The following is a 14,363-nucleotide window of genomic DNA, read 5'->3' on the forward strand; positions in this document are numbered from 1 at the left end:
TTCACCCTCCTTGCATAGGTGCGAGAACTTCCAATTGGTCACCTTCCTCGATAACGGTGTGCTGATAATTTTCGCGGGGAACCAAATAGCCGTTCAAAGCTGTTGCTATTGCAGGACCTGTGAAGCCCATTTCTACAAGGATATCAGCTAAGGTGTTTCCAGTGGCTTTTCGAGACTCTCCATTAACGATGATCTTCATCAATGGCTCTCCACTAAGAAATGTTTTGAAGCTTTTTGCGCCATTGCTGGGGCAAGTAAAAAACCGTGGCGATAAAGCCCGTTGAGATGAAGGGTCCCCATATGTTCGACAAGGCGTGGCAGGTTATCGGGAAAGGCAGGGCGTAACCCTGCCCCTATTTCCACGACACTGGCTTCTGCAAAAGCTGGGTGAATAGTAAAGGCTGCACTCATCATCTCGGTTAAGGAACGTAGAGTTGGCGGGCGTTTAGAATCGCTTTCTATCATTGTACCGCCGATCATGAATAGTCCATCTGCTCGCGGTACAAGATACAGTGGCATGCGGGGGTGCAGCAGACGAACAACTCGGGACAAATCCAGCTCAGGACAATGCAAAATAGCCATTTCCCCACGCACAGAGCGTAAGTTAGGAAGGTTGGCTGCAGTTGCAGTACAATCCATATCCGTTTTGGCAGGTGCGTTTGTCCCGTAGACAATCTCCACACCAAGCTTTTGAACAGCTGCGCTGAGATCTATCAGTGCCTGCCTTGGGTCAAGGTGAGCTTCCTCTTTGAAAAAGAGTCCGCGGTTGAAACGTCCTTCCAAGGCCGGTTCAAGCTTGCTGATGACTTGCCCATCAACATATTCAAAGTGTGATGTTCGCCGGGAAAATCGTGTCAATTCCGCTTGATCGCGTGACGGAGCCACAACCAGAGTTCCCCGCTGAGTGACGGATGTAATTTGCGACCACCAGTCAGCAGCTTGCCTCCCAAGTGTCACAACTTCCTTTTCAGCGCTTTCTAGTTCGCAATAGGGAGCGAGCATGCCTCCAGCAAACCGGGCAACGCTTTTCTCTCCTGGGGCTACACCTCTTTCATAGATGGTGACAGCCCCCCCCTTTTTTGCCAGCTCGAAGGCACAAGCCAGTCCGGCAAGGCCAGCTCCTGCAATCGTAATCATTGCTCTACCTCAGCAAGTGGCAGATAAAGTTCCCCTTCTTTGCGGAATTTTGCTGCCATGGCCTCCATGCCTTCCTTCTGGGCCTCCGCGCGTATGTCATGCGAGATCCGCATAGAGCAGAACTTTGGTCCACACATGGAGCAAAAATGTGCAACTTTGTGCGCATCCTTAGGCAAAGTCTGATCGTGAAACTCGCGGGCTGTGTCAGGATCGAGGGACAGGTTGAACTGATCTTCCCAGCGGAACTCAAAGCGCGCGCGGGAAAGGGCATCGTCTCGGCGCCCAGCGCCTGGTATGCCTTTAGCTAAATCTGCAGCATGGGCAGCAATCTTGTAGGTGATCACACCTGTCTTGACATCATCACGATCTGGTAACCCTAAATGCTCTTTAGGCGTGACATAACAAAGCATGGCACAGCCGAACCAGCCGATCATGGCAGCACCAATACCTGAAGTGATGTGATCATAACCTGGGGCAATATCAGTGGTGAGTGGGCCAAGTGTATAGAAAGGAGCTTCTTGGCAGCATTCCAGCTGTTTATCCATATTCTCTTTAATCTTGTGCATGGGCACATGCCCTGGTCCTTCGATCATTACCTGACAATCCCTGGCCCAGGCAATTTTTGTCAGATCACCAAGTGTTTCCAACTCCGCAAACTGAGCATCATCATTGGCATCAGCAATTGACCCCGGACGAAGGCCATCCCCCAATGAAAAGGCCACATCATACTGTCGGCAAATATCGCAGATCTCGGAGAAGTGTTCATAGAGGAAACTTTCCTTATGATGGTGCAGACACCATTTTGCCATGATAGAGCCCCCGCGTGATACAATGCCAGTAACGCGGTTAACGGTCATAGGTACCATATGCAGGCGCACCCCAGCATGGATGGTGAAATAGTCTACACCCTGCTCTGCCTGCTCGATCAAGGTATCACGGAAAATTTCCCAGGTTAAGTTTTCGGCAATTCCATTCACCTTTTCAAGAGCTTGATAAAGCGGTACAGTCCCAATTGGTACAGGGCTGTTACGAATGATCCATTCTCGGGTGTTGTGAATATTCCGTCCGGTAGATAAGTCCATTACGGTATCCGCGCCCCACCGGATCGCCCATACCATCTTGTCAACCTCTTCTTCCATAGAGGAAGTAACGGCGGATGTACCCATGTTAGCGTTGATTTTGACCAGAAAGTTCCGTCCAATAATCATCGGCTCGCTCTCTGGGTGATTTATATTGGAGGGAATAATTGCGCGGCCTGCTGCAATTTCCTTGCGCACAAACTCCGGTGTTACATAGTCAGGAATATTGGCTCCCCAATCATTACCTGAGCGCTCTTCGGGTAGAGTTTCTCGTAATTGGTTTTCACGAATTGCGACGAACTCCATTTCCGGTGTGATCACGCCTGCGCGTGCATAAGCGAGCTGAGTAACAGGTTGTCCGTCCTTACCACGTCGTGGGAGTGGTTTTACCGGAAAATCAGCAACAAGGTGGTCACCTTTCGCAAAGCCATTGTCTTCAGGTTTGATATGGCGTCCCTCATATTCTTCTGTATCGCCTCTTGCTTCAATCCAGCTCTGTCGTAGGGTTGGTAAACCTTCCGAAATATTCGTCAGTACTTCAGGGTCAGTGTATGGACCAGAACTATCATAAACTGGAAGCGGAGGTTCACCGGCAGTTAGGTGAACGTAAATCTCTCGCATGGGGACGCGTATATCAGGGTGTAATTCACCGTTAACATAAATTTTTTGCGAAGCGGGCAATCGCCCAGTGGTTATAGATGGTTGGGACAATGTCATTATGGTGCTCCTCAAGTTCATAACTCGAAAAAGACACCAGATGAATTTTGGCTGGAAACTGCAGAAGACACTCTGCCGTTTGGATCGTGGACTCTACACTGGTTTTGTAACACCCCACGCGATCCGTGCTTCCTCCGCCAGTATCAACTGGGTCAGGTTCAAAGGGTCGCGTCGCCGAGCATTTGCTCTGTCAGCCTCTCAGTCTCCTTGGTGAGACTCCCCTGCATAAGTGGTTTTGCTAGAACGAATGTGAATGAGTGTCAAGACAAGTTCCCCCTAAGAGCGGTGAAGAACTGTTGAACCATTTTGTTTTACTGATTTCCAAGCTTCGGAAGCCTACTCAAATCCATAAATTGGAAATAGTGAGTATTACACTAAGTCACTCTCAACAGAACTCAGAAGAATATCGTACAGCAAGGATATCTTAAATTAGCTTGTTCATATTGCAAGTGAGTAAGATGTACATGCACAGTATTATCGCGCCCGATGACTGACATGTACTACACTGACAAATGATCAAATATACTTCACATTGAAGACGATATATCATATATTTATCAACATTCTACAATGACTATGTGAAGTATTTTCTTAGATGCGTTTCTAATGAGATTAAGGAAATATGTCATGTCATACTTAACAGTGGGGGGATACCTTGCATCTCGTTTGGAGCAAATAGGTGTAACGCATTACTTCACAGTGCCGGGAGACTACAACCTTGTCCTACTTGATGAGTTACTTACAAATGAGAGATTGCAATTGATCAGCTGCTGCAATGAACTCAATGCTGGCTATGCTGCCGATGGTTATGCAAGGGCAACACAAACACCCGGTGTCATCATTGTGACATACAGTGTAGGTGGGTTAAGTTCTCTAAATGCAGTCGCAGGTGCTTTTGCAGAGGATTTACCACTGATTGTGGTTTCTGGCGCTCCCAATACCAATTCACTTGCAGAAGCTGAAGTTCTTCATCATACACTTGGAACTATTGATTATGGCTATCAAAGGCGTATCTACAATAATGTAACGGCAGCTTATGCTGTCATTATCGATCCACGAGAGGCACCTAGGCAAATAGATGAGGCGATTCAAGTTGCCCTCACGAAACGTAAGCCAGTGTACATCGAAATTGCCTGTAACATTTCTTCTGCAATCACGTCTGCGGCTATGCCACGACAATTTGATAGGATCTGTCAGAATGATGAGGCTGCCTGTATTGCTGCGGTATCGCATGCGGCACGCCTGTTAAATGATGCTACAAAACCTGTTTTGCTTGGGGGAGCGCGTTTACGTGCGTTCAACGCAATCGACGCCTTTCATAAACTGTCTTCTGTATCAGGATATGCGACTGCAGTGATGGCAGATGCAAAAAGTTTTTACCGTGAAAGTGATAATAATTTTATAGGCATCTACTGGGGACCTGTCAGCTCACGCGGATGTGCAGAAATTATAGAAGCTTCAGATATGATTCTGGCAGCTGGTGGGAGATTCAATGATTACAGTACCGTCGGCCATGCTGCGCTACTGGATCGATCCAAGATGATATTGGTTGATGCTGGCAGAATTGTTGTTGAAGGACAAACCTACGGGCCTGTGTCTATGGAATCTTTTCTTGACCAGCTGAGTGAGAAACTGGTGCATAATGAGATGGCACTGCAGGCTTTTCGTCGAAACTTCCAACCTACGCAAATTCAGGTCGCGGCGGATCCGGAAGGACAGGTTACAACTCGGGCATTGTTTTCCCGGATTCAAAATATGCTTCAACCCAACTTTGCTCTTATCGCTGAAACTGGAGATACATGGTTCAACGCAACCGCTTTGAAACTACCTGATAGTACATGCTTTGAAATACAGATGCAGTACGGTTCTATCGGCTGGTCGGTTGGAGCCGCTTTGGGATATGCCGTAGGTTCCAATGCCAAGCGCCGTGTCGTAGCAATAGTTGGTGATGGCTCTTTTCAGGTGACTGGACAGGAGCTCTCTACAATGATCCGCTATGAGCTCAATCCTATTATTTTCCTTGTCAATAATGGCGGGTATACGATCGAAGTAGAAATACATGATGGCAGTTATAATGTTATTAAGAACTGGAACTATGCAAAGCTTGTAGATGTATTTAGCGCAGAAGACGGTCAGGGGCTGGGAATGACAGTTACATCCCTTGGTGAGTTGGATACGGCAATACAAACCGCGCTTAACAATTGTGGAGTAAGTTTGATTGAGGTTGTGGTAGACCGTCATGACTGTAGCGAGAAGCTATCGCAATGGGGTGCTTATGTTGCCAAAAATAACGGCCGACCACCTAAGATGATCTAGGAACAGTAACACTGTTAACCCTCCTTCTTTGATGCGGAAGAAATAGTAAGTAAAACAGGCTTTGAATACTCACAACTTTCGATCAAAATAATAAGTTGAAGTGTAAAACGTGATGCAAATGAACACGATAAACTCAATAATCGGAGTGAGGTCTTCATGGTATTCAAAGTTGCTATTGTCGGGGCGGGCCCAACAGGGATCTCTGCAGCTATTGAGCTCAAACGTCATGGTATAGTAGCAGCCATATTTGAGACCAGAAACTGCATAGGTGGTCAGTGGGCTTACGAAGAGGTTATCGATGAACCTGTAGATATTCGGGGCACACAAAGTCAATATATTTCCTCTGCTATGTATCCCAAGCTTCGGACAAACCTCACAAAACGTGCTATGCAGGTCTGTGACTATAAACTTCCTGAAGATTTACCGCAATTTCCGCAACGTCTTGATGTTTTGAACTATTTGGAAGCCACGGTAAACGTGGAAAATATCCTTCCAATGATCAGCTTCAACATGCCAGTCAAAAATATAAAAAAGGTGGGCGGCTGTTGGCATGTTACAACAGAAAAATCTGAAGAGGCTTTTTCACATGTCATTGTAGCAACTGGCAAGGATAGCTTTCCAAGTGTCCCTGAGATAGATGGTTTGGAAAGTTTTACAGGTAAGGTTACGCACTCCCAGTTCTACCGCCTCCCACAACATTATAAAGGCCAACGCATCGTATTGATTGGTGCCAGCGTTTCGGCACAGGATATCTCGCATGACCTAAGTGCTTGGGCACGGCGGATCTATATTTGTGGAACTTTTCCTTCAAGTGGGCACAAGTGTTTTGCAAAATCAGGCATTTATGGGCAAATGCGCAATATAAGCCAACACGCAAGACCTATGAAAGTTGAAGGAAATAACATCCACCTTCAGGATAACACGGTGCTTTCCAATGTGGACATCATCATTCTTTGTACTGGGTATATTTATAGCTTTCCGTTATTACAGAATGCCTTGACCGATGTTGAATTAAGAGGTCGTTTCGTTGGGCCGCTGTATCTAAATATGTTCTATCCAGTAGATCCCACCTTAATTTTTCTCGGTTTGCCGCGGTTTTCTGTTCATTTTGCCTATGTACACTTGCAAAGCCTTTATTGTGCAAAAATTCTAAGTAGAGAGCTTGTGCTTCCACCGATTGAAGAGATGAAGCGGGAACTAGCCAATGAGGGCTGCGCCCTTCAATTAGATCCCGCAAATTTGAAAAAATACCATGATAAAGTATTTGAAAGTTTCAAAAAATTGAGCCGGCTTAACGGAAATTGCTCTACTGACTGGAGAGGATACTTAACCGCTCTTAACGAACACAAACGTTATTATCAGGAAGATTATCGTAATTTTTTATTCTCGTACGACATCAAGGGATTAACAAACGACCCTATTTAGGTTCCTGAAGCCCATATTTTCTTACTTTAGCCCCCCCCATAAGTTAAAGTAGTCGCGTAAAATAAAGAACTTGGAGTATGTGATAGGAATGTAAGTGACCTAGGCGCGATTTAAGTGCATGCACATATCAAGTATTCACTATGGTCAATTAGCTTATTTTATCTACTCGTTTGGCTAATACATTCGTTTATTATACTTTCATCCAAGGGGGAAGGTTGTAGAATATCAGTAGAATTTAAGTAATCATTAACACTTTTCCGATTAGCAAGCCTAAATTTATTACCTCAATTTAACTGGATTTTGCTGATGCGCTTTTTATCGCGTAGAAAACTCTCACACTTGATAATTGTTATATCCATCCCTCCCATGGTGGCTATGGCTCTTTTTTCGGGGTTACAGGTTCTACAGGAAATTGAGCAAAATCGCTCAATGGTTAAGCTGGAACATCTTACAAATCTTGCAGTGGAACTGAGCACACTGGTTCACGAGCAACAAAAAGAGCGCGGGAATACCTCCGGTTTTCTAGCCAGTAAAGGTGAGAAGTTCGCAAAAACTCTTGATGATCAACGCCTAAGGACAAATGAAAAGCGCAATGAGCTGAAAACCTTTCTGCGTGAGTTCGACAGTGCAGCCTTTGGTGCCAGGTTTGAAAAGGATCTGAAGCTCGTTTTGGAAGAGCTAACGCAAATGAATGCCTTAAGGAAGCAAGTAGATAACCAATCGGTGTCTTTAACCAAGGCCTTGGGGTATTACACTGAGCTGAACGGCCAAATCTTTGAACTGATAGGTGAAATGGGCGCTTTAGCCGAAAACGCCACTATCTTGTTGAAGTTTGAAAGTTATACAAGTTTCTTACAAAGTAAAGAGCGCGCTGGAATTGAACGGGCAGTTGGTTCAGGGGCATTTTCCTCCGGCGGTTTTACGCCTCAAGCAATGGACAAGCTTAAATCCCTGATTACCATTCAAAATACCTATGATACCGTTTTTCTCAATATGGCTGACTATAAGCAAAAAGCACTCTTTGAAGAACTACTAACCTCTCCGGAGTTCCGAGATGTTGTGGATCTAAGGAATGTGGCCCTTTCATCAGTTAAGGGGGAAGATTTAGGTGGTATCACTGGAGAGGTATGGTTTGAGACTTTAACCAGAAAAATCGAAAAGCTGAAGGCCTTTGAAGATGAACTGGATAAAGATTTGCTTGGGGCAATTCGGGATTTGAAGGTAAAAGCCGAGTTTAGCCGTAACTTTATGATCTTCTTAGCGTTGTCGATTTTCTTTATGGGCAGCTTAATTACTGTAACAGTTTTACGAACTATCAGAACCACATTCTCTACGCTCATTTCTGCGATGACCAGATTGGCGCAAGGAGATCATGAAGTGGCGCTACCAGTGGCTGACAAAAATGAAATCGGCGAGATGGTCAAATGCGTCCAGACTTTTAAAAATGATGCTATAAAAAAGGCCGAACTAGAAAAACAACAGGCTGAGGCTGAGGCACGTTTGCAGCGGGAAAAAGCAGCTGCAATAGCTGCATTGGCCGATGAGTTTGATAGCAATATCGGCAGGATAATCGAGGCTGTGTCCTCTGCGGCAACAGAGCTAAGCAATACATCCCAGTCTATGGAAGCGATCTCCGAGGGGACCAGTCAGCAGGCTTCCAGTGTATCTCAGGCGTCTCATGAAGCTTCAGCAAATGTCCAGACTGTTGCAGCGGCTTCAGAAGAGATGTCCTTCTCCATTAAGGAAATAAATGAACAGGTTGCACAGGCATCCACAGCCTCCAAGCATGCGGTTTCGGTTGTAAGCGCAACAGACGGAAAAATTGCGGAGCTTGCCAATACCACAGATCAAATTGGTGAAATTGTGAAGATGATCTCAGAAATTGCCGAGCAAACGAACCTCCTAGCGCTTAATGCCACTATTGAATCAGCAAGAGCTGGTGAAGCGGGCAAAGGGTTTGCGGTTGTTGCCAGTGAAGTGAAGGAGCTGGCTAATCAGACAGCTAAGGCGACCGAGAGTATCAACCAGCAAATCGACGCGGTTCAAAGCGGAACCAACACTGTAGTCCATTCAATTCAGGAAATACGGGAAGTCATAGACCAGCTTGATGAAACCTCGACCGCCGTTGCTGCTGCAATGGAGGAACAAGGTGCAACGACACAGGAGATTACCCGGAGTGTACAAGGGGCAGCCAATGGAACACATGAAGTCAGCGAAAAGATTGAGGGTGTAAACAGGTCTGCGCAAGAAGTCGGCAGCGCTTCCAGTCAGGTAAGCAGTTCTGCTGAAGAATTATCGAAACAATCTGAAACACTCAAGACCGCAGTTGGTGAGTTTCTTTCGCGTGTTCGTGCAGCGTAAACTTGACAGTCAAAGCCTCATATACAGTTAAAATATGAGGCTTTGCCCCACAAAGTTTAGTCATAAATTTCCGAGAGTAATCGCTAAGTGTTTGACATTCGTTTTCGAACGCTGCGAAGCAATAAGTTTATACTTCCAATATCTTTATGATAGACTGGCTAAAGGCCCTAACCGGACTTGGGGGGGGGGCTAAATGCCAGTTCCGCTTAGCCGGCTTCCTGAGCTTTTCACTACCCGCGATTCAATGACTTGTGCCCCAATGGCTTTTGCAGTGGAGCTGGCTGCGGCAGTGAGCCGTACGGGGGGACTTGGTCCAATTAGTGGTGGCTATGGTGACCCCGATTGGCTAGAAAAGCAGTTTGAAATAGTCAGGGGTACACCAGTTGGTGTGGGTTTTATCATTGGGTCCTTAAAGAAAGAAGCTCGTCTTGCAGCTGGAGGCATTGCTTATGAGCAAGCACTTGCCGCTGCGCTTATGCTTGGCGCAGAAGGAGTTCCACTGGGTACTAAATGTTTAGTCCCACCAGGAGATGGTGTGGTTGTTTTATAAATCTGTCCGGCTCTTGTGTCCATTGTCTAGTAATGTAGTCGAAGGGTGTTAGGCCCCGAAGAGCCTTGAGGCGCTTGGTGTAAGTTCCGCCTAACTTAATTTTACGGGACTGAGCTTATGAGTGCGAAAAGCAAGAGCGCTATCTATCGCGGGCTCAGAAGCAATGTGAAGACTTTCCAGCAGATCGCAACAGAGCGTGGGACTAAAACGGGTTCCGGTTGTCTGTGGCTCGGGTCGTGGCAGCCTTGGTCCATACAGAGATCTGGGTGGTGAAGGCGTCACGGGGCAGCGGCAACGCCGTATTGGGAATGACATAAATGTACAGTGTGGTCACAAGAACGCAATTCTCTGGATGGGGAATGATATACATTAAATCCTGCCAGTTAAGCTCATGGTATTCTTGATCCCCACATCGGATCGCCAGCCGGGCCGGCGTCATATGAACCTGATAGACGAGGTCAAGGGCAACGGCTTCTTGCCAAAGGGTGGCCCGATGGATTGCGGCAAGCTTATCGGTGGCAAATTTTCGCCACCAGCGTTCGGTGTAGAGGATGCACGAATAGGTACCAACCGCCAGAATAAACACTGTTGGCAGCCACGAATTTTCAGGGATCTTGGCAAGATAAAGAACGTAAATATAACCGCCGACCGGCACTGCTGCGGCCAATAGGGTTCCAAAAAATTTCCAACCACTGGTAAATTTGCGCCCACCGAGGCCCATCATAATGGGACCGCCATTTGTAGCTATGATACTCACACCCAAAGCTGTAGTCTGCCAGTTGCTCCCGTGATAATTTGAAGGTGAACCTGATTTCGGGCACCTCATTTTTATTGCACATTTTGGAGGCCGTCCCTTTGGTAGCCTTCACCAGAGCAGCGTCTTGTGGGTCAAGCGGTGAGAGAGCCAAACGCCGTGGGCAATACCCTAAGTCGGGACCCAGATATGCTCAGGATTGGATCTGTAGCCAAGATATGCAACTACCAGTTGAAACTTGACCGAAGGTTAAGCAAATACTGCCCGCGTTTGCTGGCGCGACCATGCCCCCCTAGGCATCTGGCAAAATCCAAGTGATCCTGTTCACCTGCCAAAGTCTCGAAGCGCCGCTCAAAAGGTCGGGCAAACACAGCGCGGATTGACCTCAGATAATCTGTCAGGGTTAAGTATGCCCCTTCAACAAATACAGAAGCGCTGCGACAATGGGAAAATTTCCAGCAGTCGTTTGGGGGAGAATTCCTCCAGGACTAACACCCCGCCCGACATTGCCATCTATGAACACGACCCGGATTGCAAGAGTTTTATAAATTATGGCAATGCCGGCTGTTGGTTTCTATTTCTGCCGCCCTATTCTCCCGATCTCAATCCCATTGAAAAGGCCTCTTCAAAACTCAATGCCCACTTAAGAAAGAGGAAAGCCAGAACCCTTGAGGTGCTGATAAGCGCAATCGGAGACATATGCGACCTCTTCACCCCACAAGAGTGCTGGACTTACTTCAAGGCCGCAGGATATGTTTCTACAAAATATCGAAAGGCTTTAGTAAAAATTTACGCTTCTACGGAAAATTAGGACTGGTAAGAACGTGCTATAAACACAATGCTCACCTTTATAGGCACAAAGTTAGACCAAATGTAGACCTACGCCAATACGCAGCCTGTGTCATAGCTCAGCCGCGATTTTCGCGTAAGCTCAAGTTGCCAGAGTTTGTAACTAGCATAAGGAATTTCTCAATGGATGAAGACGAGTTTGAATATATCGTTTTGATAAATGACGAAGAGCAACATTCTCTATGGCCGTCCTTTAAAGAGATTCCTCTAGGCTGGAAACAAGTTGGCCCCACAGGTACCAAAGCCGAATGTCTGGAGTATGTTGAAGAGGCTTGGCCAGACATTACGCCCTTATCGGTGCGCAAAAGAATGGCAGAGTATAAAGCTCAGGCTGAAGCCAAGGCAAAGGCTGAAGCGGAGGCTCACGCCGGGGATGTGGTTGACGTTGAAACGGAGGCCGAGGTTGTGGTTGAGACTGAGACTGAAGAGAAAGACGACGCCAAAGCAACAAAACACTAGGCACAGTCTGGACTGGTCGAAGAAAAGTGGAGAGACACCGGCTCAATATTTATCTGTTGTCTCTCGAACGCTATAGGTGATTGATAACCTAAAACCGAGTGTCTTCGCATGGCTCTGTTGCAAACATGCCTTAGAGCGGCATTGCCATCTATGTATTTCATGCGCTTAGATTGCTCGACCGGGGGTTTTGTCTCAATATAATAATTAGGCCAGTAAACTTAAGTTCTGAAGCGAGATCGGGAAGCTTCACTGAACCATACTTCCCCTCGATGGCGGGCTGTTATTTGGATTTGGGTATCAGGAAGCATGACATGATTTTAAGTTGATTCAATAGCGCAATTGTTCGAGTAAACACAGGTGACTGATGCGCCCGAAATCAATGCAAGAATCCATAGACGTAACGATTTCCGAGCGTTTACACCCCTACCAATCATTCAGGCAATCTGGGACTAGATTTAATTTTTGCACCTGCATCAACGCCCGTTTTGCGAATGGCGAAAGGGTCATATATTGGGGCTTAACGCCAATTTCCGAAGTACTTCATAAAGAAAATTCTTCTACTAAACTATATCAGCTACTTGAACGCATTTTAAAAATGTCGATATTTCAGCTCGACTGAGTTTTGTTTCATACGATAAAAAGAAAATTCACTATTCGAAGCAGGAGCCACATGAAAAACGCTGAGGAAACACGCGCCCGATTAATGACCACTGCTATTAGCGCCATCTGGCAAAGTAACTATTGTGGTGTGGGGGTGAATGAAATCTGCCAGCAAGCAGGTGTAACCAAAGGTGCATTTTATCATCATTTCAATAGTAAAGCAGAACTATACCTTGCAGCCACGCGCCACTATTGGCAGGAAACTAGGCAGGAGTTAGAAGAGGTAGCAGCCAGTTCCCTCACTGCAATGGAGCATCTTGATAATTACCTCCAATATTTACTCGATAAGCAAAGCACTCTGAGTAAGGAGAATGATGAGGAAATAGCTGGGTGCCCCTACTTCACCTCCGGCGGTCAAGCAGGACCAAATGAACCTTTGGTAAAACAAGCTGCAATAGAAATTTTCGAACACGGACTGGAGTATACTAGTGCAATGATCCTCGCCCTAAAAAAATCTGGGGCATTGGAGGGAGATCCTGATGTTGATCAACTCTCCAGAATGTTACAACATTACATTCAAGGGCTTTTGATATACGGAAAAATTCAAAACAGCTTGCAGGTTATTCAAAACGACCTGAAAGATGGTGCCTACAGAATTGTTGGCCTGAAAAAGGAATTGCGAAATTTAAATGATATTTAGATAATGTCCCTCCATAAAATAACTGACTATTCTTACTATATTACTTTTAATGTTATAAATCTTTTGGTGTATCATATGCACATTACACTAGTGAAAATTTTAAATTAACTATTGAATTTTAGTGGAAGGATATTTACCTAGCGCCTTCGACATACCGATCGGTTTGTTCCAAATGGTAGAAGGTTGAAGTGCGATGGGTACAAAAATTAGTTTTAAGGCAACGGTGAGCGCATCTATTGTTGCTATTGGACTCGCAGCGTCCAGTATTAGTTTGCTTATGAATCCATCTGGTGGAGAAGCGTTGGCAGATAGCGCAAATGCAGCCCCCCCCCCTCCACCAGTGTCGGTTTTCGCAGTTGTCCCCTCTCAAGAAATTATTTGGAAAGAATTCACGGGGCGCCTTGCAGCCGTTGAAACCGTCGACCTGCGCCCTCAGGTGAGCGGCACTATTGAAGAAGTACGTTTTGAAGATGGGCAGGAAGTATCAGCAGGTGATATTTTATTCGTAATTGACCCAGAACCTTATAAAGCAGCTGTTGCTGAGGCGGAAGCAGAGCTCGCAGTTGCCAGGCACTCTGTGACGTTGGCCGCAAAACAACGCGCTCGCGGCGAGGATCTTGTAAAAAGAGGGCATCTTGCAACTAGTATTGTTGATGAGCGCATCACAGACCACACAGGGGCCTTAAGCCGCGAAAAAAGTGCAGAAGCCCGCCTTCAACAAGCCAAGATCAATCTTGAAAGGGCGTTCGTTAAGACCCCGATAAGTGGTCGGGTAAGTCGAGCGGAGTTAACTTTAGGTAATATCGCACAAGCTGGCGCCACCGCACCTTTATTGACTTCAATCGTGTCAAGTCAACAAATCTTTGCTGACTTTGATGTGGATGAGCGAACCTACCTCGGACTGGTGCGTGCAGCCACCAAAACTGGGCACCCTCTTTCCAGCTTAGCTGTGGAAGTTCTTGTCGATTTTGGAGAAATTGAAGAACAAGTCTTCCAAGGTACAATTAAAAGTTTTGACAATCAGGCAGATCCTCTGACCGGTACCATCCGCGCCCGCGCAATTTTTGAAAATAAAGATGGAAGTCTTTTGCCAGGTCTATTTGCTCAAGTTCGCATTGCAGATGTCTCACAAAAAGACCTGATCCTTCTTGGGGAAAATCAGATTGGTACGGACCAAGACCGTAAATTCGTTTACGTGGTGGATGAGAAAAACACTGTGACCTACCGACAGATTTCACTGGGCGTATCAGTAAATGGAAAGAGAGTCGTACAGTCGGGTCTAAAGACTGGAGATCTGGTTGTTTCAGAGGCGTTAATGCGCGTTCGTCCGGGTATGGTCGTGACTCCACGAAAGATAAACACTGCGCAGACCGCAGTTAACTAAGATCACAAGAAGGAGGGTCACCTCCTTCATAA

12 protein-coding genes and 1 riboswitch are annotated in these 14,363 nt (G+C 46.2%); of the genes, 8 read left to right on the top strand and 4 right to left on the bottom strand.

Going from position 1 to position 14,363, the window contains the following annotated elements; genetic code table 11:
• Position 1: 1 nt before the first annotated feature.
• Genes thiS through thiC form a run of 3 tightly spaced genes read right to left on the bottom strand, consistent with a single transcriptional unit; the run spans position 2 to position 2,933 of the window.
• Positions 2-199 carry a sulfur carrier protein ThiS gene (gene thiS / locus P6574_RS09550; protein WP_310620077.1) on the bottom strand — a complete coding sequence of 66 codons (198 nt, stop codon included), beginning with the start codon at positions 197-199 and terminating at the stop codon, positions 2-4.
• Positions 199-1,137, bottom strand: a complete 939-nt coding sequence (locus P6574_RS09555; protein WP_310620078.1) for an FAD-dependent oxidoreductase — start codon at positions 1,135-1,137, stop codon at positions 199-201. The genes thiS and P6574_RS09555 overlap by 1 nt, the downstream gene beginning before the upstream one ends.
• Complete coding sequence (thiC, locus tag P6574_RS09560) at positions 1,134-2,933, bottom strand: phosphomethylpyrimidine synthase ThiC (protein WP_310620079.1); 1,800 nt, start codon at positions 2,931-2,933, stop codon at positions 1,134-1,136. The genes P6574_RS09555 and thiC overlap by 4 nt, the downstream gene beginning before the upstream one ends.
• Before the next feature lie 112 nt (positions 2,934-3,045).
• A riboswitch (TPP riboswitch) is annotated at positions 3,046-3,166 on the bottom strand.
• Between the two features lie 394 nt (positions 3,167-3,560).
• Between thiC and P6574_RS09565 the strand changes: the two genes are divergently transcribed.
• The 4 genes from P6574_RS09565 (at position 3,561) to P6574_RS09580 (ending at position 9,585) form a co-directional block, all read left to right on the top strand.
• The gene (locus tag P6574_RS09565; protein ID WP_310620080.1) at positions 3,561-5,249 is read left to right on the top strand and encodes a thiamine pyrophosphate-binding protein; all 1,689 of its coding nucleotides are present in this window, start codon (positions 3,561-3,563) and stop codon (positions 5,247-5,249) included.
• Positions 5,250-5,405: 156 nt separating this feature from the next.
• Positions 5,406-6,674, top strand: coding sequence for an NAD(P)-binding domain-containing protein (locus tag P6574_RS09570; RefSeq protein WP_310620081.1), 1,269 nt, complete (start codon positions 5,406-5,408; stop codon positions 6,672-6,674).
• A 306-nt stretch (positions 6,675-6,980) separates the two neighbouring features.
• Positions 6,981-9,035 (top strand): methyl-accepting chemotaxis protein, encoded by a 2,055-nt coding sequence (locus P6574_RS09575; RefSeq protein WP_310620082.1) that lies wholly within the window; start codon positions 6,981-6,983, stop codon positions 9,033-9,035.
• Between the two features lie 193 nt (positions 9,036-9,228).
• Positions 9,229-9,585 (top strand): beta/alpha barrel domain-containing protein, encoded by a 357-nt coding sequence (locus P6574_RS09580; protein WP_310620083.1) that lies wholly within the window; start codon positions 9,229-9,231, stop codon positions 9,583-9,585.
• Positions 9,586-9,787: 202 nt separating this feature from the next.
• On the opposite strand, the gene P6574_RS09590 is transcribed toward P6574_RS09580, so the two are convergent.
• Positions 9,788-10,411: a hypothetical protein gene (locus P6574_RS09590; protein WP_310620084.1), complete on the bottom strand. Its 624-nt coding sequence runs from the start codon at positions 10,409-10,411 to the stop codon at positions 9,788-9,790.
• A 337-nt stretch (positions 10,412-10,748) separates the two neighbouring features.
• On the opposite strand from P6574_RS09590, the gene P6574_RS09595 reads away from it, so the two are divergent.
• The 4 genes from P6574_RS09595 to P6574_RS09610 all read left to right on the top strand — a co-directional run bounded on the left by P6574_RS09595 (position 10,749) and on the right by P6574_RS09610 (position 14,331).
• Positions 10,749-11,150, top strand: coding sequence for a transposase (locus P6574_RS09595; protein ID WP_310620085.1), 402 nt, complete (start codon positions 10,749-10,751; stop codon positions 11,148-11,150).
• A 161-nt stretch (positions 11,151-11,311) separates the two neighbouring features.
• Positions 11,312-11,647 carry an MbtH family protein gene (locus P6574_RS09600; RefSeq protein ID WP_310620086.1) on the top strand — a complete coding sequence of 112 codons (336 nt, stop codon included), beginning with the start codon at positions 11,312-11,314 and terminating at the stop codon, positions 11,645-11,647.
• Positions 11,648-12,317: 670 nt separating this feature from the next.
• On the top strand, positions 12,318-12,947 hold the full coding sequence (locus P6574_RS09605; RefSeq protein ID WP_310620087.1) for a TetR/AcrR family transcriptional regulator: 630 nt from the start codon (positions 12,318-12,320) through the stop codon (positions 12,945-12,947).
• 193 nt (positions 12,948-13,140) lie between these two features.
• A complete protein-coding gene (locus P6574_RS09610; RefSeq protein ID WP_310620088.1) occupies positions 13,141-14,331 on the top strand; it encodes an efflux RND transporter periplasmic adaptor subunit in 1,191 nt (396 codons plus the stop codon).
• The last annotated feature ends 32 nt before the right edge of the window (positions 14,332-14,363 follow it).

The sequence above is a fragment of the Pseudovibrio sp. M1P-2-3 genome (assembly GCF_031501865.1).
Classification (GTDB): Bacteria; Pseudomonadota; Alphaproteobacteria; order Rhizobiales; family Stappiaceae; genus Pseudovibrio; species Pseudovibrio corallicola.

What these genes read in the sequence shown, in the direction of transcription:
- thiS (WP_310620077.1), bottom strand. Translation starts at nt 199, where the DNA reads ATGAAGATCATCGTTAATGGAGAGTCTCGAAAAGCCACTGGAAACACC.
- P6574_RS09555 (WP_310620078.1), bottom strand. Translation starts at nt 1,137, where the DNA reads ATGATTACGATTGCAGGAGCTGGCCTTGCCGGACTGGCTTGTGCCTTC.
- thiC (WP_310620079.1), bottom strand. Translation starts at nt 2,933, where the DNA reads ATGACATTGTCCCAACCATCTATAACCACTGGGCGATTGCCCGCTTCG.
- P6574_RS09565 (WP_310620080.1), top strand. Translation starts at nt 3,561, where the DNA reads ATGTCATACTTAACAGTGGGGGGATACCTTGCATCTCGTTTGGAGCAA.
- P6574_RS09570 (WP_310620081.1), top strand. Translation starts at nt 5,406, where the DNA reads ATGGTATTCAAAGTTGCTATTGTCGGGGCGGGCCCAACAGGGATCTCT.
- P6574_RS09575 (WP_310620082.1), top strand. Translation starts at nt 6,981, where the DNA reads ATGCGCTTTTTATCGCGTAGAAAACTCTCACACTTGATAATTGTTATA.
- P6574_RS09580 (WP_310620083.1), top strand. Translation starts at nt 9,229, where the DNA reads ATGCCAGTTCCGCTTAGCCGGCTTCCTGAGCTTTTCACTACCCGCGAT.
- P6574_RS09590 (WP_310620084.1), bottom strand. Translation starts at nt 10,411, where the DNA reads ATGAGGTGCCCGAAATCAGGTTCACCTTCAAATTATCACGGGAGCAAC.
- P6574_RS09595 (WP_310620085.1), top strand. Translation starts at nt 10,749, where the DNA reads ATGCCCCTTCAACAAATACAGAAGCGCTGCGACAATGGGAAAATTTCC.
- P6574_RS09600 (WP_310620086.1), top strand. Translation starts at nt 11,312, where the DNA reads ATGGATGAAGACGAGTTTGAATATATCGTTTTGATAAATGACGAAGAG.
- P6574_RS09605 (WP_310620087.1), top strand. Translation starts at nt 12,318, where the DNA reads ATGAAAAACGCTGAGGAAACACGCGCCCGATTAATGACCACTGCTATT.
- P6574_RS09610 (WP_310620088.1), top strand. Translation starts at nt 13,141, where the DNA reads ATGGGTACAAAAATTAGTTTTAAGGCAACGGTGAGCGCATCTATTGTT.